The following is a 20,081-nucleotide window of genomic DNA, read 5'->3' as shown; positions in this document are numbered from 1 at the left end:
CCGCCGTGAGCTGCGGGCGACGGGGGCGGCCGCGCCCACGGCCGGGCCGCTGACCGCCCAGGAGCGCCAGGTGGCGGAGCTGGCCGCGGCGGGGTTGTCCAACCGGGAGATCGGCGCGCGGCTGTTCCTCAGCCCGCGCACCGTCGGCTACCACCTGTACAAGGTGTTCCCGAAGCTCGGCATCGCCAGCCGGGCGCAGCTACGCGACATCGCCTTGACCGGCTGACGCCCGCAGCCCGTCGACGACCACGCGGACGAGGTGCGCGCTGCCCGGCGTGTACCGCTCGACGGCGAGGCAGCCGACGATGAGCGCGCGCAGGTCGTCCCCGTCGATGTCCCGCCGGACGGCGCCGGCCGCCTGCGCCCGCTCGAGGAGCCGCGCGAAGCCCGCGCGGAAGTCGTCGCCCGCGCCGGCCTTGAACGCGTGCCCGCTGGATTCGGCGAGGGCGTCGCAGATGGCCCGGTTGAGGGACGCCTGGTGGATGACGCGGACGAAGTAGTCGAAGAAGACTTCGCCGGGCTCCTCCGCTTCGGCGAGGTCACGGGCTTCGTCGGCGAACTGCTGGATGCGCTCGAGGACGACGGCCTGGAACAGCGCTTCCTTGCTGGGGAAGTGCCGGTAGACGGTGCCGGCGCCGACGCCGGCCAGCCGCGCGATGTCGTCGAGCGGAACGGCCAGCCCGTCGACGGCGAACGCCTCCTCCGCGGCGGCCAGGACCTTGGCCCGGTTGCGCCGGGCGTCCGCGCGCATCTTCTCCATCAAGCTTCTCCTCGTTGACAACCGGAGTTCTCACTCCGTATCGTCGTAAGCGGGTGCACCGTTCCGATTCAACGTCCAGTCTTCCAGGAGAATTCCGATGCCTCGCACCGTGCCCGAAATCGCCCGGCTCGTCCGGCTTGGTATGTCCACTCTCGACACCGAGCCGTTCGCGGACCTCTTCGCCGCCGACGCGGTGTACGAGCGGCCGTTCCTCGGCCTGCGCACCGAAGGCCGGGACGCCATCGTCGCCGAGCTCCGCGCGGCCGGCGCCCGGGCGCACGCGCTGGGCGTGCGGGAAGCCCAGGTCGCGGTGGAGGTGACGGGCACGGGGTTCGTCCTGGAGCTAGCGGTGGCCGGCCACCCTTCGTCGGTCGGCGTGGTCACGGTGACCGGCGGCGAGATCACCGCGTACCGCGACTACCCGAACACCGCCCTCGCCTCGCTCGGCACGCGCGAGGTCTTCGACCGCTTCCTCGCCGCCTCGGTCGAGAACCGCTGGGACGACCTCGCCGACCTCTACGCCGAAGACGTCACGCTCGAAATGCCCTTCACCCTCCCCGGCGTGCCCCGCGAGACGAAGGGGCGCGAAGAACTCCGGCGCCGCTTCCGCGCGGCCGGCGAATTCCGGCGGGTCACCGGCGCCGCCAACGTCGTGGTCCACGAGACCACGGATCCGCGGAAGCTCGTGGCGGAGTTCGACCTGCACCAGGAGGTGCGCGGCGAGGCCTTCGCCGTCTCCTACGTCATGGTGCTGACCGTCGAAGACGGCCGGATCACGCACACCCGCGACTACACCGACACCGCCGCGGCCGCGGCGCGGCTCAAGGCGTGGTCGCCTGCTGCGACGCCGGCGGGGTGAACAGCCGCTCGACCGTGCTGACCGACCAGTCCCACACCCCCGGCACCAGCAGCACGCCGAGCACCACGAACACCGGGAAGACCAGCCGCTTCTCGACCTTCTTGCCGGTCTTGAAGCGCAGCGCCTTCGGCGGCCCCAGCTCGTACCAGGTCTCGCCCGCGATCGGGATCGGGAAGAGGAACGGGCAGCCGGACTCGGTGAGCGCGTCACCGAGGCAGTGGGTCAGGCAGCCCGCCGCGACCGCGATGCCGAGCCAGCCCGAGATCGAGGCCAGCTCGCCCGTGCGGTCCGGCGGGGCGGTGAAGAACCACCACGCCACCGCGGCGCCGCTCACCGGGAGCAGCCAGTCGCCCAGCGCGCCTTCGGCAAGCATCAGCCCGAAGATCACCACGCCGACGACCGCCCACGGGCCGCCGGCCGCCGTGCCCCACGACGTCAGCGCGCCCAGGCCGGCCGCGAAGAGGACCGTGTGCGAGAGGTGCCGGTGCTGGCCGGTCACCTTCTCGTCGCGCGGGCCCTTGGTAAGCGCGTAGAAGGCCGCCGAGACCCGCCTCAGCAGCCACGACAGGGCGCCGGTCAGCCAGCCCAGCAGGCGGGACGCGCTCGCGCCGGGGTGGTCGAGGTCGGGCAACAGCGCGAAGCCCGCCGTGGTGGCCGCGAAGACCACCGCTTGGTGCACCGACCCCACCCCGACCGCGGGCGCCAGGGCCAAGCCCGCGCACCAGCCGGTCAGGGCGTGCGTCCGCCCCATCATTCGTGCCGCCCCCAAGGTCCACGCGCGAAAATCGCTCCGCGGAACCGTAGCGGGCGGTCAGGCTTGGGGGTCCTCCGACACGCTCAGGTGTTCGGCCACGCCGGTGAGCTCGATCACGCGGCTCACCGCGGGGCTCGGGACGACCTCGAGCTCGACGTCCTGCTCGCCGGCCTGGCGTTGTGCGCGGAGCACCACGTTCAGCGCGGAGGAATCGAAGAAGGTCACCCCGGTCAGATCGGCCACGACCCGCTGCGCGCGCTTGTCCGCGATCAGCCCCGCCAGGGCCTCTTGCAGCTGCGGGCTGGTGAGCAGATCGAGCTCGCCGGTGACCACCACCCTTGGCTCCGTCGCGTCGGTGTCCAGCGTGATGCCGAACCCGGGCGGGGTGGCGTTCTGGTCGGCTGCGGGCATGCAGTTTCTCCTCGTCAGGCGCTGCTCCTGCGCCGGGTACGCGCCTGCTGTCTCAAGCGGCAACCGTGTCACCGTGCCTTCCACAGCCCGGGGCAGAACCCCGCGCCTGACACGGTCAAGGCAACTCCGGGGCCAACCCTAACCCAGGAAGCGGCCGAGCCCGCCACGGCCGCCGCCCTTTCGCGCGAGCTGTTCACGTGCGTCTGAATCGTGCCTGGTCAGTGCGCGCTCACCGTCTTCCGCGCGGCCCGCCGCTGCCGGAGGAACAGCTGCCGCCGTTCGATCTCGCCGAGGCCGCCCCAGATGCCGTACGGCTCCTGCACCGTCATCGCGTGCCGGCGGCACTGCGCCAGCACCGGGCAGGTCTGGCAGATGGCCTTGGCCCGTGACTCGCGCCGCTCGCGCGCGGAACCCCGCTCGTTGTCCGTGTGGAAGAACAGGCTGCTGTCCGCACCGCGGCACGAGCCGTTCAGCTGCCATTCCCACTCTTCAGCAACCACGTTGGGCAGCCGGCTCACGTCAGCCATGTCGTCCCCGCCTTTCCCAGGATCAGCATGTCGACGGCTACATGCCCGCCGGTGCGGCGGATCAAACCCGGGTTTGGTTTGCTCACCCCACGGGCATCTCGCTGACCGGGCGTGAGAGGACACCGCCGACCCCCGCAGCGCGAGCCGGAGAAAGGAACAAACGTGGAGGACAACGCCCCGCTCGTCCCGGAAGGCGCGCAGGTCATCGAGGTGCGGACGGCCGCGATCCCGCACGTCGTGCCCACGCTGCGGACCATCGTGGCCGACATCGCGATGCGCCAGGACTTCGACCTCGACGCCGTCGAGGACCTCCGGATGGCGGTGGACGAAGCCTGCTCGCTGCTGCTCCCCGCCAGCGCCGACGGGAAGCTCACCTGCGTCTTCTCGTGGAACGGGCCGCGCATCGAGGTGTCGGTATCGGTCTTTTCGGACAGCCCGGACCACGAGGACGACACCGGGCTGTCCTGGCAGCTGCTGACCGCGCTCGCCACGACGGCCGAGCGCACCATCACGCCGGAGAACGGCCGCTACCTGTCCCGGGTCGACCTGGTCCGGGAAAGCCAGGTGGCGGACTCGTGACCGGTCCCGCCGAGACCGGCGGCGCCGAACCGGACGTCGGCGCGCTGTTCGCCCAGCTCGCCGCCCTGCCGGCGGACTCGCCGGAGCGCGACCGCATCCGCGACACCCTCGTGCGCGTCCACCTGGAGCTCGCGCGCAACCTGGCCCGGAAGTTCCGAAACCGCGACGAGGCGATGGAGGACCTGGTCCAGATCGCCACGGTCGGGCTCATCCACGCCGTCGACCGGTTCGACCCCGGCCAGGGGACGGACTTCCTGGCGTTCGCGGTGCCCACGATCTCCGGGGAGCTACGCCACCACTTCCGGGACAACAGCTGGTCGGTGCGGGTGCCGCGGCGGCTCAAGGAGCTGAACGCGAACATCTCGGCCGCGCGCGAAGAGCTCACCGTGCAGCTGTCCCGCGCGCCCAAGCCGAGTGAGATCGCCGCCCGCCTCGGCGTGCCCATCGAAGACGTCTACGAGGGGCTTCGCGCCGGTCAGGGCCGCTACGGCGCTTCGCTGGACCACCTGCTGGAGAACGCGGCGCACACCCGGTTCGGGGCGCCGGACGCCGAGCTCGGCCAGGCGGAGCTGCGGGAGGCGCTGCGCCCGATGCTGGAGAGCCTGCCGGACCGGGAGCGCAAGATCGTGGCGCTGCGGTTCGGCTCCGGGATGAGCCAGTCGGACATCGCGCGCCGCGTCGGGGTGTCCCAGATGCAGGTGTCGCGGTTGCTGGCTGCGACGCTGAAGAAACTGCGTTCGGGCCTGGACGAATCCGAGCTGGCCGAAGGCACCTGATTAGCCGCTGACCCGCTTGGGTACTTCGCGGGCGGTACCGAACTCACTGGGAGGGGGACCCGATGACGACGTCGAAGATGCCGCAGCACACCGCCGCGGCCGCGGCCCCGCTGAAGGTGTACCTCCCGGCCGACGTCACCGCCCCGGCGCTGGCCCGGCACGAGGTCCGGACGGCGCTGCTCGGCTTCGGCGTGTCCGAACGCGGGCTGGCCGACGTCCTGCTGGCCACGTCGGAGCTGGTCACGAACGCCTTCGAGCACGGCGAGCGGCCGCAGCGGCTGGAGCTGGAGTACGTCGAGGGCTACCTCACCCTGCGCGTCTACGACACCGGCGCGCTGCTGCCCGAGCTGCGGGAGCCCATTCCGGCACAGGCGCGCAGCCGCGGGCTGGTGCTGGTCCAGGCGCTGTCGGTGGACTGGGGCTTCGAACGCTGCCCCGGCGGCAAGTTCGTCTGGGCGGTCTTCCGCCTCCCGGACGCCTGATCAGCGCAGCTCGCGCGCCGCTTCGGTCTCCCCGATCCGCTCCCGGAACGGCTTCCGGTCGAGCGCCTCGACGATCGCGTCCAGCAGCGCGCGCAGCGAGTACGGCAGCTCCGCTTCCAGCGCCTCCGCGGCCTCGGTCGTCGCCGCCCACTCCGCCTCGATCAACGGCAGCAGGTCGCGCGCCTTCGCGGTGAGCGACACGATCCGCTGGCGGGCGTCGGCGCCCGCCTCGAGCGCGACGAGCCCGGCCCGGTTCATCTGCGCCACGGTCTGGCTGGCCGCCGAGTGCGTCACGCGCATCTCCGCGGCGAGGTCGCGGATGGCCAGCGGGCCGCGCGCCAGCAGCGCCCGCACCACCGGCGAGTACCGCGGGCGGTAGTCGTCGAGGCCGATGTCGGCGAGGAACCGCGCGACGTCGCCCTCGAGGATTTCGAGGACGTGCCGCATCCGGGTCCCGAGCCCGTCCGGACCCGAAGTCATGGCCATGACGGCCGATCATAGGCGGGGCGTGTGCTTGGATCGCGGTATGGAGAACCGGAAGATCGCCCGGCTGGGCCGCGAGGTGTCCGTCGTCGGGCTCGGCTGCTGGCAGCTCGGTGCCGACTGGGGCGAGGTCGACGAGAACGACGCGCTGGGCGTGCTGCACGCGGCCGCCGACAACGGTGTCACCTTCTTCGACACCGCCGACGTCTACGGCGACGGCCGCAGCGAGCGGCTGGTCGGCCGGTTCCTCGCCGACCGCGGCGACGTCTTCGTGGCGACCAAGATGGGCCGCCGGGTCGAGCAGGTGCCGGAGAACTACGTCGCCGAGAACTTCCGCGAGTGGAACGACCGGTCGCGCCGCAACCTCGGCGTCGACACGCTCGACCTGGTCCAGCTGCACTGCCCGCCGACGCCGGTGTACTCCTCCGACGCGGTGTACGACGCACTGGACGCGATGGTCGACGAGGGCCGTATCAAGGCGTACGGCGTGAGCGTCGAGACGTGCGAAGAAGCGTTGACGGCGTTGGCGCGGCCGAACGTGGCGTCGGTCCAGATCATCCTGAACTGCCTGCGCCTCAAGCCCCTGGAGCGCGTGCTGCCGGCCGCGGCGGAGGCGGGCGCGGGGATCATCGCGCGGGTGCCGCTGGCGTCGGGCCTGCTGTCCGGGCGGTACACGGCGGACACGACGTTCGCCGAGAACGACCACCGGAACTTCAACCGCCACGGCGAGGCGTTCGACGTCGGCGAGACGTTCTCGGGCGTGCCGTACGAGGCCGGGCTGGCGGCCGTCGAGCGGCTGCGCGGGCTGGTGCCGGAGGGTCAGGCGCTGGCGCGGTTCGCGCTGCGATGGATCATCGACCAGCCGGGCGTGAGCACGGTCATCCCGGGCGCGCGCAACGCCGCGCAGGCCACGGCGAACACCGCGGCGGCGGCGCTGCCCGCGTTGTCCCCCGAGGCACTGGCGGGCGTCCGCGAAACGTACGACGAACTGATCCGGCCGCTGGTGCACGATCGCTGGTGAGCCCGGCATGATGGGCCGATGATGACGCCCGAAGAGCTCCTGACCACCACCAGGACCGTGCGCAAGCGGCTCGACCTGGACCGTCCCGTGCCGCTCGACCTGGTGAAACACTGCGTGCAGGTGGCGTTGCAGGCGCCGAGCGGCTCGAACACGCAGCGGTGGCAGTGGCTGGTCGTCACCGACCCCGGGCAGCGCGCGGCGCTCGGGCAGCTCTACAGCCGCGCGTGCCACGAGTACCTGGCGTCGCCGAACGCGGCGGGCAAGCAGTTCGCGGACGACCCGTCGCGGGCCCCGGTGCAGAAGCGGGTCGGCGACAGCGTCGCGTACCTGGCCGACCGGATGGGTGACGTCCCGGTGCTCGTGGTGCCGTGCCTGGAGACGGCGTCCGCGGAACTGCCGCCGGGCAACCAGGCCGGCCTGTGGGCGTCGCTGCTCCCGGCGGTGTGGAGCTACATGCTGGCGGCCCGGTCGGTCACGCTCGGCACGGCCTGGACGACGCTGCACCTGAAGTACGAGCAGGAAGCGGCCGAGGTGCTGGGGCTGCCGAAGAACGTCCACCAGGCGGCCCTGATCCCGACGGCGTTCTACACCGGCGAGACGTTCAAGCCCGCGGCGCGGCAGCCCCTGGAAGAGGTCCTGCACCTCGACCGCTGGTGACCGCCCGCGAAGGCCTCCTTGCCGGGGCAGAGGGGGGACGTCGGCAAGGAGGCCTTCACCGCCTTTCGGCGAGCGGGAGGCTCAACCGGTGTAGGCCTTGAAGATGTTCGTGAACTCGTACAGCGACTGGGAAATCCCCGAGCAGGTCGCCACCGCGCCGCCGCCGGGGCAGCCGCCGTTGTCGCGGCCCGCCGACCAGAAGCCGATGCTCGCCACGTGGTTGGCCTGCGCGTAGGACAGCAGCTGCCGCGCCGCCGCCTGGTCGGTGATCGAGCCCGTGTCGTTGCGGCCGATCATCGGGGTCAGGCCGAGCAGTCCCTTGAGCTCCGCGTCGGACTTCGCCGGCCAGATCGTCTTCAGCTGGCCCAGCGTCGCGTTGGCCGCCGAGATCAGCGCGTCGCCCCACGAGCCGCTGTAGCCGAAGTCCATCAGCATCGGGTTGACCACGACGTTCAGCCCGCGCGAGGCCGCGTCCTGCAGGATCTGCACCGAGAACGGGTCCATCCCGTAGTCCTGCCCCTGGATCCGCATGGTGTAGCTGATGTGCGTGCCGCGCTGCTGCTGGAGCCGCAGCAGGGCCTGGTTGACCATGGCGGTCGGGATGGACGCCTCCACGTCGACGTCGAGGCTGTTGCTGCCCACGGCGTCGAGCGTCTTCACGTACGCGTTGTACAGCGCGTCCACCGAGCCGCACACGTTCTCCAGGTACGGGCCGAGCGCGCCACCGGACGCGACCGTGACACCGCCGCCCAAACCGCGTAACGCGTTGACGTCGTTGATGATCCGCGAATCCAGGAGCGGGACCGTGCCGCCCCACTGCGGGTCGCAGCCGAGGCTGCTGCCGAGCGCGAAGGCGAGCGTGAAGTTCTTCTGCCCGGTCGCGTTCGCCACCGAGACCAGCGACGGCGTCGCCATCGTGATGTCGATGTACGGCGAGACGCGTGCGCTGCCCCCGGTCGGCGGCGGCGTGGTGGTGGTCGTCGTCGACGGCGTGGTGGGCGTGGTCGTCGGTACCGTCGTTCCCGCGCAGGGCTGGCCGTTCAGCTTGCAGTTCGCGGGCAACCCGCTGCCGCTGACCAGGAAACCGAAGCTCGTCGACGCCCCGGCCGCGACGCTGCCGTTGTACTCGCGGTTGGCGAACGAGTGGTGCGCGCCGCTCGGGGTGTCGAGCGCGTCCCAATAGGACCCGAGCGTCGAGCCCGCCGGCAGATCGAACTCCAGCTTCCAGCTCGTCAGCGCCGACGTGCCCGCGCTGATCGTGTACTTGGCCTGGTAGCCGGAGCCCCAGTTCGAGTCGGTCGAGAACGCCGCCGACGACGCGGTGGCCGCGGTGGCGGGCGAGACGACGAGGACCGTCGCCACCGAGAGGATCGACGCGGCGAGTGCGAGCTTGGCTTTCACGGTCCCTCCTCAGCGGACGGTCAGGGTGAGCCGTTGGATGCCCCAGGCATCGGCCTGGGAGCCGGGCAGCCAGACGTCGACGATGTCGTCCTTGATCCAGCTGCCGATGTCCGCCGCGTAGCACTCGCCGTAGCCGGGGACCGAAAACCGGGTGCCCCACGGGATGATCCGGGCGTCGACGGCGCAGAAGCCCGGTCCGGCGTTGTAGCCGAGCGCGGTCTGGGCGACGTCGTTGTAGGACGTGACGCGGTAGTTCAGCGTGGTGCCGGCGGGGATGCGGTAGGGCGCGAGCCGGTTGCCGGTGTCGAGGCGGTAGGCGGTCGAGATCTGGCCGAGCGAGCCGGGCGAGTTGTCCTCCGCCGTCATCGCGTAGAGCTGGTAGTTCGCGTCCTGGCACGGGCTCGCGTCGGTGACGGTGAGCGTCGGCTGGCCCCAGTCGCTGATCCACTGCAGGGCCTGGCCGTTGCGGAACGCGCGGTACGCCTTCGCGCCGGAGACGCGGGCGAAGGTGAAGGTGACCCGGCCGTCGGCGCCGAGCCCGCCGCTGACGGAACCGGGCGCGGGCAGCCGGTTCGTCACGTCGACGGCGCCGACGAGCGTGCCGGGCCCGTGCCCGCCGGTGACCGGGCGGTCCGGGATCGGGCCGGAGTAGAAGTGCTGGCAGACAGGCAAAACCGCGGCCGAAGCGGGCGCGGCGGGAGCGAGCAGACCGCCGGCGGCGAACGCCGCCAACGCGAGGACCCGGGCTGAGCGCATGACGGGAAACCTCCATGGTGGGGACCGGGGTGGAGGTGACGCAAGCGGGTTCACCGCTGGAAAACGACGTTAAGTGGCCTGGACCACACAGTCAATAGGTCTAGACCTTTAAGTTTTTCGGTACCCGAACGGCTCAGCCGAGGTAGCTCACCAGTCGGTCGGCCAGCTCGGCCGGGTGGCTGAGGGTGACGCAGTGCGGGCCGTCGATCTCGTCCGGCGTCACGCCCAGCCGGTCCCGGGCGACGCGGCGCTGGAAGTCCGGCGGGAAGAACCGGTCGTCGCGGCAGAGCAGCACCCGCGTCGGGACGTCGGGGTAGGCGGCGAGCGGCCACGGCTCGTCCCACTCCTTGCTGACCTGCTCGCGGCCGTGCGCCTGGCACTGCTCGGCCAGCTCGGCCGGGACGCCGTTGAAGAACTGCTCTTCCTCCGACAGCCCGGACGGCGCGGCGAAACCGGTGTTGCCCCACCACTGCCCCGGCGGTTCGGCCGGCGCCGGGATCATCCCGGCCAGGTAGACGAGCAGCCGCGCCCGCACCTTCGACGCGACCAGCGGTGCCGTGAACCCGCCGTACGAATGCCCGACGACGGCGACGTCCGACGCGTCACCCAGCGCCGCCAGCACGGTGTCGACGAACGAAGAAAGCCCGGCCGCCGGGTCGGTGATCGGCAGGTCCGGCGCCACGAAGTCGTGGCCGCGGGCGACCAGTTCCGGGCCGAGCAGGTGGAAGTCCCAGCCGCTGCCACCGCCCCCGTGGATCAGCGCGAAAGTCGTCATGGCGGCCAGCTCAGCAGCGGCGCAGCATGTCCGTCAAGGCGGTCTTCTCCCCCTGCGTGATCGTCAGGCCGTAGTGGTGCTTCACCACGATCCAGTCGGTCGCGTAGGTGCACCAGAACGACACCAGCGGCGGTTTCCACTGGTCCGGAGCCTTGTCGCTCTTCTGCTGGTTGACGTTGTCGGTGACGGCGAACAGCTGCGGCAGGGTCAGGTCGTTGGCGAACTGCTCGCGCTTCTCGGCCGTCCACGTCTTCGCGCCGCTCACCCACGCCTGGCCGAGCGGGACCATGTGGTCGATGTCGACGTCGGTCGGCTTCGTCCACGTCTCGCCGTCGTAGATGCTCGTCCACGTCCCGGAGGTCGCCTTGCAGTCCTTGTCGGTCTGGACGTCCTTGCCGTCGCGCTTGAGCACGACCTCGCGGGTGTCGCAGCCGCCGCCCTGGCTGTCCCAGTGCTTGAACTTCTCGCGCGAGTAGCCGTCCATGGACGTCCGCGCGGCGATCGTCAGCTCGTCGAGCTGCTTCTGCGCGTCGGCGGCGCTCACCGGCACCGGGCCCGCGGTGGACGGCGGGGTCGCGCCCGCGCCTCTGCTCGTCACCCAGTACCCGAAGAGGGCGACCGCGAGCAGCGCGACTACCAGCAGGATCCGTTGCGTCACGCTGAGCCGAAAGCTGCGGGCCGCCAAGATTTTCTCCTCTCACCTGCGCGTGGGCGCGGCGTAGTCTCACCCGTGCCGGCCGGGGACAACCGCGCCGACACGACGACCTGGCGCGAATGTGATCTCGCCCACCCACGGCGGTGTCACACCGGGCCCAAGAACTGCGACTACCGGAGCAGGACCCATCCGGAGGGAGCAGCCGATGCCCGGTCGGCTCAAGAAGTTCGACGAGTTCTTCCAGCGCAAAGCCGCGGAAGGCGGAAACGTCGTCGCCATGGCCAGGATGGGTTCGGCCATGCGCGAGCGCGGGGAGCTGGCCGAAGCCGAGAGCTGGTTCCGCAAGGCCGCCATGGGTGGCGACCGCGTCTCGATGACGTCGCTGGCCCACCTGCTGGCCGAGCGCGGCGCCCAGGAAGAGGCCGAGCGCTGGTACCACGAAGCGGCGCTGGCCGGTGAGCCGCACGGGATGCTGAACCTCGCCCGCGCGTACGAGCGGCAGGGCAAGCGCGACGAGGCCCAGCACTGGTACGGCGAGGCGGCCCGCACCGGCGACCTGCCCTCGATCGCCGCGCTCGGGCACCTGCTCCGCGAACAGGGCCGGGGCGAGGAGGCCGAGTCGTGGCTGCGGCAGGCCGCCGAAGCCGGGACCACGAGCGCGATGATCGACCTGGGCATCGTGCTGCGCGACCGCGGCCAGGCGGCGGAAGCCGCCCGGTGGTGGCGTTCGGCCGCGCTGGCCGGCGACCTCGCCGCCACCTGCCAGCTCGGCAGGCAGGCCGAACGGCTCGGCAGGCCGGCCGACGCCGAATCGTGGTACCGCCAGGGCGCGACCGGCGGCAACAGCGAGGCGATCGTCCGGCTGGGACTGCTCCTGCACCGCCGCGGCGACCTCGAGGAGGCGGAGAGCTGGTACCTCGACGCGGCCGAGCGCGGCGACCCGGCGGCGATGACGAACCTCGGCGTGCTGGCCCGCAACCGCGGCGACGAGGGCGAAGCCGCCGCCTGGTACCGCAAGGCCGCCGAGCACGGCAGCGTCCCGGCGCTCACCAACCTCGGCCACCTCGCCGAGCACCGCGAGGACTTCGCGGAGGCCGAGCAGTGGTTCCGCCGCGCCGCCCGGACCGGCGACGTCCAGGGCATGCTGAGCCTGGCGCGGATGCTGCGTTCGCGCGGCGCCGCCCAGGAGGCCGAGCAGTGGCTCGCCCGCGCCGAGACCGTGCAGGACGACCGCGAGCACCACGTCTGACTATTGTGTGAGCCAATTCACAGTTCTAGCCTGGACGGATGAGGCCACGAGTCCTGGTCGCGAGCATCGGCAACATCTTCCTGAGTGATGACGGTTTCGGCGTCGAAGTGCTGAAGGAACTGGACCGGGCGGGCCTGCCACCGTGGGTGCAGATCGCGGACTACGACATCGCGACGGTCCACCTGGCCTACGACCTGACCGGCGGCTACGACACGACGATCCTGCTGGACGCCACCCCGCACGGCCGGCCACCGGGCACGCTCTCGCTCGCCGAGGGCATCGACACCCACGCCCTCCGCGGCGACGCGATCTTCCAGCTGCTCCGCCTGCTGGGCGGCGACGCGGGCCGCGTCCTGGTGCTGGGCTGCGAACCGGCGTGCGTCGACGGCGGGATCGGCCTGTCCCCCGAGGTCGAGGCCGCGGTCCCGGCCGCGGTGCGCGCGGTCACCGAACTGGCGTGGGGCGCGACCCCGGAGCTGCCGGCGCGGGTGCGCACCGAGGTCTGATCACTTCCCGGCCCACGCCGCCAGGTCCGGCAGGTCCGGCGGCTGCCGGAGCGCGTCCAGGACGACGTTCACCCCCGCCCGCAACGGCGTTCCCCGGCGGACCACCGCCGTGATCGTGCGGGTGACCGGAGTGGACAGCTCGCGCGTCGCCACGCGGTAGCGGCGGTCGACCGCCAGGCCCGGCAGGAGCGCGATCGACAGCCCGGCCTCGACGTGCTGCAGCGTCATCAGGTAGTTGCTGAAGCGGCACACCACCCGCGGCTCGAAGCCGGACTCACGGCACAGGCGCAGCGTCAGGTTCGCCATGTACGACTGCGGCACGTCCAGCGCCCACGGCGCGTCCGCGTAGGCCGACAGGACCGCCGGGCCGCGCGGGGCGTCCGGCGGGGTGACCAGGACGATCGGGTCAGTCGCCAGCGGGACGATGTCGAGGTCCGGGCCGAGCGGCTGCTCGACGAAGTCGGTCGTGGTGATGATGACGTCGGCGTCGCCGCCGCGCAGGGCCGGGATGCTCTCGTGCGGCTCCAGCTCCAGCAGCTGGACCTCGAGGTGCGGGTGCGCCAGCCGACTCACCGCCGGGACGGCGAGGGTGTGGATCGCGCTCTGGAACGCGCCGAGCCGGACCAGGCCGGCCGGCTCGCCGCCGAGGCTGCGCAGCTCCGCCTCGACGGTGTCCATGTGGTCGAGGATCGCCCGCGCGCGGCGGGCCAGCACCAGCCCGGCCGGGGTCAGGCGGACCCGGCGGCCGGTGCGTTCCAGCAGCTGGGTGCGGGTTTCCGCTTCGAGCACCGCGAGCTGCTGCGACACGCTGGACGCGCTGAGGTTGGCGGCCTGCGCCACCGCACGGACCGTGCCCAGGGTGTCGAGCTTGCTCAGCAGCGACAGCCGCCACGGGTTCAGCATGCCGCCATTGTTGTCCGGCAAAACCGAACAACAAAGCCGGAATTGTGAGATGGACGTGGCGCTCGGCGCCGACTTACCGTCGAAGCCATGGCCGCAACCTTCTGGGACGACGCCGACCGCCACCTCGTGCGGTACGGCGGTGCGTTCACCCGCGAAATCATCGACCGCGCCGAGGGCAGCTTCGTCTTCACCGAAGACGGCCGCCGCATCCTCGACTTCACCTCCGGCCAGATGAGCGCGATCCTCGGGCACTCGCACCCGGAGATCGTCGAGACCGTCCGGCGGCAGGCCGCGAAGCTGGACCACCTGTTCAGCGGCATGCTGAGCCGCCCGGTCGTCGACCTCGCGCGGCGCCTGGCCGGCACGCTGCCGGACCCGCTGGAGAAGGCCCTGCTGCTGACCACCGGCGCCGAGTCGAACGAGGCCGCCGTGCGAATGGCCAAGCTCGTCACCGGCAAGCACGAGATCGTCTCGTTCGCCCGCTCGTGGCACGGCATGACCCAGGCCGCGGCGAGCGCGACGTACAGCGCGGGCCGGAAGGGGTACGGCCCGGCCGCGCCCGGCAACTTCGCCATCCCGGTCCCCAACGCCTACCGGCCGGACTTCACCGACGCGGCCGGCGAGCTGGATTGGCGGCGCCAGCTGGACTTCGGGTTCGAGCTGATCGACGCGCAGTCGGTCGGCAGCCTGGCCGCGTTTCTGGCCGAGCCGATCCTGAGTTCCGGCGGCGTCATCGAGCCGCCACCCGGCTACTTCGCTGCCCTGGCCGAGAAGTGCCGGGAACGCGGCATGCTGCTGATCCTCGACGAAGCCCAGACCGGCCTCTGCCGCACCGGTTCCTGGTACGCGTTCGAGCGCGACGGCGTCGTCCCCGACATCCTGACGCTGTCCAAGACGCTCGGCGCGGGCCTGCCGCTGGCCGCGGTGCTGACGAGCGCCGAGATCGAGCAGGAGGCGCACGACCGCGGCTTCCTGTTCTTCACCACGCACGTCTCGGACCCGCTCCCGGCGGCGGTCGGCAACACGGTCCTGGACGTACTGGAGCGCGACCGCCTCGACGCGCGGGCGCTTTCCCTCGGCGCGCTGCTTCGCCAGGGCCTCGAGGAACTCGCCTCCCGGCACGAGGTGGTCGGCGACATCCGGGGCCGCGGCCTGCTGGCCGGGCTGGAACTGGTGGTGGACCGCGAAACCAAGCGCAGCTCGGACGAGCTGGGCGCCCGCGTCACCCGGCGGTGCCTCGAACTCGGGCTGCACATGAACATCGTGCAGCTGCCGGGGATGGGCGGGGTGTTCCGGATCGCGCCGCCGCTGACGGCGTCCGACGAGGAGATCGGGCTCGGCCTGGAGATCCTCGACCAGGCGATCGGCGACGTCGTCAAAACGCTCTGACCGGGGAATCCGCGGGCCCGGCGCGACGTTCCAAGAGGAAACTGTGTCGCGAAGGAGCTACGCCATGGCTCTCGGCTTCCGCAGTCACCCGCTCACCGTCGACCTGCCGGTCGTCGCGCTCACGCTCGCGGCGATCGCGCACTGGATCCGCGGCGCCCCCGAGGACGCGCTGATCTTCCTGGTGGTCACCTTGGCGCTCCTGGTGACCGAGCGCCCCCGCGCGGACACCGCGGTCCTCGGGGATCCGTTCCGGGTGCCGGGGTTCGCCGTCGTCGCGGCCGGGCTGCTGGTGCTGGCGTTCGGCCGCGACAGCCTCCCGGTGGCGGTCGCCATCTCGGCGATCGGCCTGGTGGCGCTGTTCGCGGAGTGGCGCGACCCGTCGCTGCCCGCCGACCGCCCGGTCCCGCGCCGGGCGTGGCTGTGGTCGGCGGTGGCGCTTTCGTGGTGCGGCTGGGAGCTGCTGTCGTTCGTCTACGAGCAGGCGGCGGGCGGGCTGTCGGAGACCCACCCGACGATGAGCGACCTGGTCGACCCGCTGCTGACCAGCCGCTGGGTCCAGGCGCTGGCGATCACCGGCTGGCTCGCGGCCGGTCTCGCGATGCTCCGCGCGGCGGCGCTGGCGAGGCGGTCGTGAGCACCCGGATCGTCACCGAGCTGGGCTTCGGGCTGATCGTCCTGGCCGCGATCGGCCTGGGCGTGGCCAGCCACCTGGCCCCGAAGCGAGTCCCGAAGCTGACGAGCGTCCTCGCCGTGGTGATGCGGCGCAGGAGCGCGCGGATCGCGTTCGTGCTGGCCTGGTGGTGGGTCGGCTGGCACTTCTTCGTGGGGCGGTGAGTCGTGAGTGTTTAGGGCGGTTCTAACCGCCCTAAACACTCACGACGTCAGAAGCCCGCCGTCACCTTGGTGAAGTCCCAGTCGTTCTGGGCGATGCCGCTGCACGCCGACTGGACGCCGCCGCCGGGGCAGCCCCGGTCGCGGTTGACCGACCAGAACGCCAGGCGCGCGATCTTGTTCGTCTTGGCCCAGTTGGTGATCTGGGTCCAGGTCGACAGATCGGTCAGCTCCTGCTGGTCGGACAGGCCGTTCATGCCCGAGATGCCGAGGTGGGCGTACGCCGTGGCGTCGGACCACCCGAACGTCGACTTCAGCTTGTCGCGCAGGCCGTTCGCCGCGCTCACCGTGCTGTTGTACATGTTCGCGCCGCCGCCGAAGTCGAACGGCATGATCGTGTACACGTCCACGTTCGCACCCAGGGCCTTCGACTGGTCGATGAGCCGGTTCCCGTAGTAGTTGGGGCCGGTCGTCGACGTGCCGAAGGTCAGGATCGTCTGGATCCCCGGGTTGTTCTGCTTGACGATCTTCAGCGCGCCCAGGATCCGGTCCTGCACGGCCTCGTTCTCGAACTCGTCGGAGTTCTCGATGTCGATGTCGATCGCCTTCAGCCCGTAGGCGTTGATCACCTGCTGGTAGGCGCCGGCCAGCGCGGCGGACGTCGAGCAGTTCGGCCCGAGCTTGTTACCGCTCCAGCCGCCGAACGACGGGACGACCTGGCCGCCCGCCGCCTTGATCTGCGAGATCGCGGTGGCGTCGGCGCTGCCCGAGAGCGGACGGCTGCTGTCCCACGCCGGGTTGCAGCCACCGGAGGCGTTGATGAACGCCATGGTGAACCACTTGATCCCGGTCGCGTTCATCACCGTCTGCGGGTTCGGCGGGCTGCCCCAGCCCATGTAGAGGTACGGCGCGCCACGGCCACCCGGCGGGGGCGGCGTGGTGGTCGTCGGCGGGGTTGTCGTCGTAGGAGGCGTCGTGGACGTGGGGGGTGTGCCCCCGGCGTCGCACGAACCCCCGTTCAGCTTGCAGTTCGACGGCGCGACGTACGAACCGGAGTACGTCACGTTGAAGCCGAAGCTCGCGCTGGCGCCGTTGGCGACGTTGCCGTTCCACGAGTTCTTCACCGTGACGTGCTGACCGGACGCGGTGTAGCTGCCGTCCCACAGCGACGAGATCTTCGCGCCGCTGGGCAGGTCGAACTCGACGGTCCAGCTCGGCAGCGTCGCGCCCGAGCCGTTGTTAATCGTGTACTTGCCTTCGTACCCGGTGCCCCAGTCGGAGCCCTTGGTGAAGGTCGCGGACACGCCACCCGCCGCGTTCGCCGGGGCGATCACGAACATCGCGCCGATCGTCGCGGCCGCGGCCGCCAGCCCGAGCGCGGGCAACCACCGGCGCCTCATGACAGGCCGTTCTTCATCGCGGTGATGAGCTCGCCGCCGGTGGTGTCGCCGGTCAGCTCCCAGAAGAAGGCGCCGCCGAGACCCTGCTGCCTGGCGTAGGACATCTTCCCGCCGATGGTCGCCGGGGTGTCGTAGCTCCACCAGTTGCTGCCGCACTTGGCGTACGCGGTGCCGGCGAAGGTGCCGGTCGACGGGCAGGTGTTCTTGAGGACCTTGTAGTCCTCGATGCCCTGCTCGTACGTGCCCGGCGCGGGGCCGGTCGCGGTGCCGCCCGGGGTGCTCTGCGTGACGCCGGTCCAGCCGCGGCCGTAGAACCCGATGCCCAGCAACAGCTTGCTCGACGGGACGCCCTTGCTCTTCAGCTTCTGGATCGCCGCGTCGGAGTAGAAGCCCGGGGTCGGGATACCGGTGAAGTTGGTCAGCGGCGAGTGCGGGGCCGTCGGACCCTGCGCCGCCCACGCGCCGAAGTAGTCGTAGGTCATGACGTTGTACCAGTCGACGTACTGCGCGGCGCCGCCGTAGTCCGCGACGTCGAGCTTGCCGCCGCTGCTGCCGTCCGCCGTGATGGCCGAGGTGATGAGGAACGACGAGCCGAACTTCGCCCGCAGCGCGCCCATCAGGTTCTTGTAGGCCGCGGCACCACTGGTGTCACAGGAAAGGCCGCACGCGTTGGGGTACTCCCAGTCGATGTCGATGCCGTCCCAGATGTCCGCCCAGCGCGGGTCCTTGAGCAGGTTGTAGCAGGACTGCGCGAAGGCGGCGGCGTTCTGCGAAGCCTGGCCGAAGCCGCCGGAGTAGGTCCAGCCGCCGAACGACCAGATGACCTTGAGGCCCGGGTGCAGCTTCTTCAGCTTGCGCAGCTGGTTGAAGTTGCCCGCGACCGGCTGGTCCCAGGTGTCGGCGACGCCGTCGACGCTGCCCGCGGCGTCGTAGGTCTTCTGGTAGTCGGCGTACGGGTCGTCGTTCGCGGTGCACTGCCCGTTCTTGACGTTGCCGAACGCGTAGTTGATGTGGGTCAGCTTGCTCGCCGAGCCCGAGGTTTCGATGTTCTTGACGTGGTAGTTGCGCCCGTAGACGCCCCACTGCACGAAGTAGCCGACGTTCTTCAGCCCACCCGGCGGGGGCGGCGTGGTGGTCGTCGGCGGCGTGGTCGGGGTGGTGGGGTTGGTGGTCGGCTGGGTCGGCGTCGTCGGCGTGGTGGTCGGGGTCCCACCGCCGGCGTCGCACGAACCGCCGTTCAGCTTGCAGTTGGCGGGCGCCGAGTAGGTGCCGGAGTAACTGACGTTGAAGCCGAAGCTGGCGCTCGCGCCGTTGGCGACGTTGCCGTTCCAGCTGTTCTTGACGGTGACGTGCTGCCCGGAGGCGGTGTAGCTGCCGTCCCAGAGCGAGGAGATCGCCGCGCCGGACGGGAGGTCGAACTCGACCGTCCAGCTGGGCAGCGTCGCGCCGGAGCCGTTGTTGATCGTGTACTTGCCTTCGTACCCGGTGCCCCAGTCGGAGCCCTTCGTGAAGCTGGCCCCGACACCACCGGCGGCGCTCGCCGGCACGGTGACGAGACCGACCGCGATCGCGCCGACCGCGGTGAACAGACCGAGGAGGTGCCATCTCTTTCTGGACATTGCTCTCCCTTGAGCCAGGTGCGCAGGACGGCGGACACCAACACCGGCGGCGGGGACCAGGCCGGTGCTTTGCGCCGTTTTGCGAAGACGGTACGTGGTCCAGACCAATTATGGAAGAACAACTACGTACCGTGCTGAAGGGTGGGTGAGCGGCCCGGAAGGAGCCACCGCACTGGTCTAGTCCAGTTACGGAAAGCAGCCGGAGACCCGCCCCTCAAAGGCCGCGCGCGGTGATGTCGCCGACCGCGGTGGTCGCGTGGATCGTCAGCTCCGCACTCCCGCTGTTCTTCAGCGAGTTGCGGATCCGCCCGTGGGACGTGCCCGCGTCCAAGGCGGCCGACACCCCGGCCCCGATCTCGATGTCGCCCGCCTCGGTGTGCAGCCGCACCGTGCCCGGGCCGGCTTCGACGATGCGCAGGTCGCCCTTGCTCGTGCGGAGTTCCGCGTCGCCCGTCAGGCGGCCGATCGAGATGTCGCCGGCGCGGGTGGTGACGTGGGCGGTCGCGGCTTCGTCGAGGTCGATCGAGCCGCTTTCCGTCTCGGCGACGACCGCTCCCAGGCGCCCGACGGCCAGGAATTCGGCGTCGGCCGCCTTCAGCTCGACGCGGGAGCCGGCGGGCAGGCCGACCGTCACGTCGATGACGCCGGACGGGCCGAAGTACTGGTTCTTCGCCGTGGCCGTGATCCGCAGGACGCCGTCGCCGTGGTCGACGGTGGTCTGCTCCGCGGCCTTCGCGTCGCGGGTCTTGGCCGCGTCCGCGGGCCGGATCTCGACCGTGGTGTCGGCGCGGTCGGTGGCGACGAACCGGACGCGCGCCGCGGGAACGGTCACGACGGCGGCGATCGGGGCGGGGGTGGGGAACGTGGTCATGGTGGTGTCTCCTGAGCGATCGTGTTCTCTTGGTGTGAGAACGACGATCGCCGGGGCCGCTGACACGGCGTGGCCACCGCGCTGACGCGGCTCAGTCAGCGGGCCGCGCGTCGGCGAGGGCCGTGGCGATGAGGGCGACCGTCGGGTCGTCGTCACCGGCCAGCCGACGCAGGAGGTCGCGAGGGCCGGGCCCCGGCAACTCGGCCAGAGCCTGCGCCAGGCGGATCCGCACGGCGGTGTCCGCGGTGAGTTCGGCGGCGAGCGCGGCCAGGATCCGTTCGCCGCGGCCGGGGTCGAGCGACAGCGTCCCGAGCACTTCGGACGCCTCGACGTCGTTCGTACCCTCCACCACCATGCCGACGAGCACCGGCACGGCGGCCGTCACGCCCCGGTTCCCCGCGGCCAGCGCCGCGCGCG

25 protein-coding genes and 1 pseudogene are annotated in these 20,081 nt (G+C 71.3%); 12 read left to right on the top strand and 14 right to left on the bottom strand.

Annotated elements, in window-relative coordinates; translation table 11 throughout:
- Window positions 1-226: response regulator transcription factor (locus G3I65_RS19555; RefSeq protein WP_160697387.1), on the top strand; the 226-nt coding region annotated here is incomplete at its 5' end.
- Here the strand turns inward: G3I65_RS19555 and G3I65_RS19550 are convergent.
- On the bottom strand, window positions 200-760 hold the full coding sequence (locus G3I65_RS19550; RefSeq protein ID WP_160697386.1) for a TetR/AcrR family transcriptional regulator: 561 nt from the start codon (window positions 758-760) through the stop codon (window positions 200-202). The genes G3I65_RS19555 and G3I65_RS19550 overlap by 27 nt on opposite strands.
- A gap of 97 nt (window positions 761-857) precedes the next feature.
- On the opposite strand from G3I65_RS19550, the gene G3I65_RS19545 reads away from it, so the two are divergent.
- Window positions 858-1,619 (top strand): nuclear transport factor 2 family protein, encoded by a 762-nt coding sequence (locus G3I65_RS19545; RefSeq protein WP_160697385.1) that lies wholly within the window; start codon window positions 858-860, stop codon window positions 1,617-1,619.
- Here G3I65_RS19545 and G3I65_RS19540 read toward each other — a convergent pair.
- From G3I65_RS19540 to G3I65_RS19530, 3 genes are all read right to left on the bottom strand, one after another.
- Complete coding sequence (locus G3I65_RS19540; protein ID WP_160697389.1) at window positions 1,582-2,370, bottom strand: metal-dependent hydrolase; 789 nt, start codon at window positions 2,368-2,370, stop codon at window positions 1,582-1,584. The two genes, G3I65_RS19545 and G3I65_RS19540, sit on opposite strands and share 38 nt — an antisense overlap.
- A 60-nt stretch (window positions 2,371-2,430) precedes the next feature.
- The gene (locus G3I65_RS19535; protein ID WP_086862300.1) at window positions 2,431-2,784 is read right to left on the bottom strand and encodes an STAS domain-containing protein; all 354 of its coding nucleotides are present in this window, start codon (window positions 2,782-2,784) and stop codon (window positions 2,431-2,433) included.
- 218 nt (window positions 2,785-3,002) lie between these two features.
- The gene (locus G3I65_RS19530; protein ID WP_160697384.1) at window positions 3,003-3,311 is read right to left on the bottom strand and encodes a WhiB family transcriptional regulator; all 309 of its coding nucleotides are present in this window, start codon (window positions 3,309-3,311) and stop codon (window positions 3,003-3,005) included.
- 162 nt (window positions 3,312-3,473) lie between these two features.
- On the opposite strand from G3I65_RS19530, the gene G3I65_RS19525 reads away from it, so the two are divergent.
- From G3I65_RS19525 to G3I65_RS19515, 3 genes are all read left to right on the top strand, one after another.
- Window positions 3,474-3,890 carry an anti-sigma factor gene (locus tag G3I65_RS19525; protein ID WP_125305881.1) on the top strand — a complete coding sequence of 139 codons (417 nt, stop codon included), beginning with the start codon at window positions 3,474-3,476 and terminating at the stop codon, window positions 3,888-3,890.
- Window positions 3,887-4,666 carry a SigB/SigF/SigG family RNA polymerase sigma factor gene (locus G3I65_RS19520; protein WP_160697383.1) on the top strand — a complete coding sequence of 260 codons (780 nt, stop codon included), beginning with the start codon at window positions 3,887-3,889 and terminating at the stop codon, window positions 4,664-4,666. Before G3I65_RS19525 ends, G3I65_RS19520 begins: the two co-directional genes overlap by 4 nt.
- Before the next feature lie 62 nt (window positions 4,667-4,728).
- Complete coding sequence (locus tag G3I65_RS19515) at window positions 4,729-5,148, top strand: ATP-binding protein (RefSeq protein WP_160697382.1); 420 nt, start codon at window positions 4,729-4,731, stop codon at window positions 5,146-5,148.
- Here the strand turns inward: G3I65_RS19515 and G3I65_RS19510 are convergent, their stop codons facing one another.
- Window positions 5,149-5,628, bottom strand: a complete 480-nt coding sequence (locus G3I65_RS19510; RefSeq protein WP_375336697.1) for a MarR family winged helix-turn-helix transcriptional regulator — start codon at window positions 5,626-5,628, stop codon at window positions 5,149-5,151.
- Between the two features lie 46 nt (window positions 5,629-5,674).
- On the opposite strand from G3I65_RS19510, the gene G3I65_RS19505 reads away from it, so the two are divergent.
- Window positions 5,675-6,652 (top strand): aldo/keto reductase, encoded by a 978-nt coding sequence (locus G3I65_RS19505; protein ID WP_160697380.1) that lies wholly within the window; start codon window positions 5,675-5,677, stop codon window positions 6,650-6,652.
- A gap of 18 nt (window positions 6,653-6,670) precedes the next feature.
- The gene (locus G3I65_RS19500; protein WP_160697379.1) at window positions 6,671-7,309 is read left to right on the top strand and encodes a nitroreductase family protein; all 639 of its coding nucleotides are present in this window, start codon (window positions 6,671-6,673) and stop codon (window positions 7,307-7,309) included.
- Window positions 7,310-7,390: 81 nt separating this feature from the next.
- Here the strand turns inward: G3I65_RS19500 and G3I65_RS19495 are convergent, their stop codons facing one another.
- From G3I65_RS19495 to G3I65_RS19480, 4 genes are all read right to left on the bottom strand, one after another.
- A complete protein-coding gene (locus tag G3I65_RS19495; protein ID WP_309235563.1) occupies window positions 7,391-8,710 on the bottom strand; it encodes a cellulose binding domain-containing protein in 1,320 nt (439 codons plus the stop codon).
- Window positions 8,711-8,719: 9 nt separating this feature from the next.
- Window positions 8,720-9,466 (bottom strand): 3D domain-containing protein, encoded by a 747-nt coding sequence (locus G3I65_RS19490; RefSeq protein WP_160697378.1) that lies wholly within the window; start codon window positions 9,464-9,466, stop codon window positions 8,720-8,722.
- Between the two features lie 133 nt (window positions 9,467-9,599).
- Window positions 9,600-10,241, bottom strand: coding sequence for an alpha/beta fold hydrolase (locus G3I65_RS19485; protein WP_160697377.1), 642 nt, complete (start codon window positions 10,239-10,241; stop codon window positions 9,600-9,602).
- 10 nt (window positions 10,242-10,251) lie between these two features.
- Window positions 10,252-10,926 (bottom strand): HNH endonuclease family protein, encoded by a 675-nt coding sequence (locus tag G3I65_RS19480; protein WP_160697376.1) that lies wholly within the window; start codon window positions 10,924-10,926, stop codon window positions 10,252-10,254.
- Between the two features lie 175 nt (window positions 10,927-11,101).
- Between G3I65_RS19480 and G3I65_RS19475 the strand changes: the two genes are divergently transcribed.
- Together G3I65_RS19475 and G3I65_RS19470 are read left to right on the top strand one after the other, a co-directional pair.
- Window positions 11,102-12,145 carry a tetratricopeptide repeat protein gene (locus tag G3I65_RS19475; RefSeq protein ID WP_160697375.1) on the top strand — a complete coding sequence of 348 codons (1,044 nt, stop codon included), beginning with the start codon at window positions 11,102-11,104 and terminating at the stop codon, window positions 12,143-12,145.
- Between the two features lie 38 nt (window positions 12,146-12,183).
- Window positions 12,184-12,651 (top strand): hydrogenase maturation protease, encoded by a 468-nt coding sequence (locus tag G3I65_RS19470; RefSeq protein ID WP_160697374.1) that lies wholly within the window; start codon window positions 12,184-12,186, stop codon window positions 12,649-12,651.
- Here G3I65_RS19470 and G3I65_RS19465 read toward each other — a convergent pair whose 3' ends face one another.
- Window positions 12,652-13,554 carry a LysR family transcriptional regulator gene (locus G3I65_RS19465; protein ID WP_160697373.1) on the bottom strand — a complete coding sequence of 301 codons (903 nt, stop codon included), beginning with the start codon at window positions 13,552-13,554 and terminating at the stop codon, window positions 12,652-12,654.
- An 87-nt stretch (window positions 13,555-13,641) separates the two neighbouring features.
- Here G3I65_RS19465 and G3I65_RS19460 point away from each other — a divergent pair, with 87 nt between their 5' ends.
- The 3 genes from G3I65_RS19460 to G3I65_RS19450 all read left to right on the top strand — a co-directional run bounded on the left by G3I65_RS19460 (window position 13,642) and on the right by G3I65_RS19450 (window position 15,777).
- Complete coding sequence (locus G3I65_RS19460) at window positions 13,642-14,943, top strand: aspartate aminotransferase family protein (RefSeq protein WP_160697372.1); 1,302 nt, start codon at window positions 13,642-13,644, stop codon at window positions 14,941-14,943.
- Between the two features lie 64 nt (window positions 14,944-15,007).
- Window positions 15,008-15,577, top strand: a complete 570-nt coding sequence (locus G3I65_RS19455) for a hypothetical protein (protein ID WP_160697371.1) — start codon at window positions 15,008-15,010, stop codon at window positions 15,575-15,577.
- Complete coding sequence (locus G3I65_RS19450) at window positions 15,574-15,777, top strand: DUF6186 family protein (protein ID WP_086862272.1); 204 nt, start codon at window positions 15,574-15,576, stop codon at window positions 15,775-15,777. Before G3I65_RS19455 ends, G3I65_RS19450 begins: the two co-directional genes overlap by 4 nt.
- A 47-nt stretch (window positions 15,778-15,824) precedes the next feature.
- Here G3I65_RS19450 and G3I65_RS19445 read toward each other — a convergent pair whose 3' ends face one another.
- The 4 genes and pseudogenes from G3I65_RS19445 to G3I65_RS19430 all read right to left on the bottom strand — a co-directional run.
- Window positions 15,825-17,174 carry a cellulose binding domain-containing protein gene (locus G3I65_RS19445; protein WP_160697370.1) on the bottom strand — a complete coding sequence of 450 codons (1,350 nt, stop codon included), beginning with the start codon at window positions 17,172-17,174 and terminating at the stop codon, window positions 15,825-15,827.
- Window positions 17,171-18,793, bottom strand: a complete 1,623-nt coding sequence (locus G3I65_RS19440) for a glycosyl hydrolase family 18 protein (protein WP_160697369.1) — start codon at window positions 18,791-18,793, stop codon at window positions 17,171-17,173. Before G3I65_RS19440 ends, G3I65_RS19445 begins: the two co-directional genes overlap by 4 nt.
- Before the next feature lie 214 nt (window positions 18,794-19,007).
- Window positions 19,008-19,664 (bottom strand): DUF4097 family beta strand repeat-containing protein, encoded by a 657-nt coding sequence (locus tag G3I65_RS19435; RefSeq protein ID WP_160697368.1) that lies wholly within the window; start codon window positions 19,662-19,664, stop codon window positions 19,008-19,010.
- Window positions 19,665-19,755: 91 nt separating this feature from the next.
- Window positions 19,756-20,081, bottom strand: a pseudogene (locus tag G3I65_RS19430) (MerR family transcriptional regulator); the annotation flags it as partial.

This window comes from Amycolatopsis sp. SID8362 (assembly GCF_010550475.1).
Lineage (GTDB): Bacteria > Actinomycetota > Actinomycetes > Mycobacteriales > Pseudonocardiaceae > Amycolatopsis > Amycolatopsis eburnea.
Note: the sequence above shows the minus strand (reverse complement) of the source record. Positions and strands in the feature narration are given on the sequence as shown.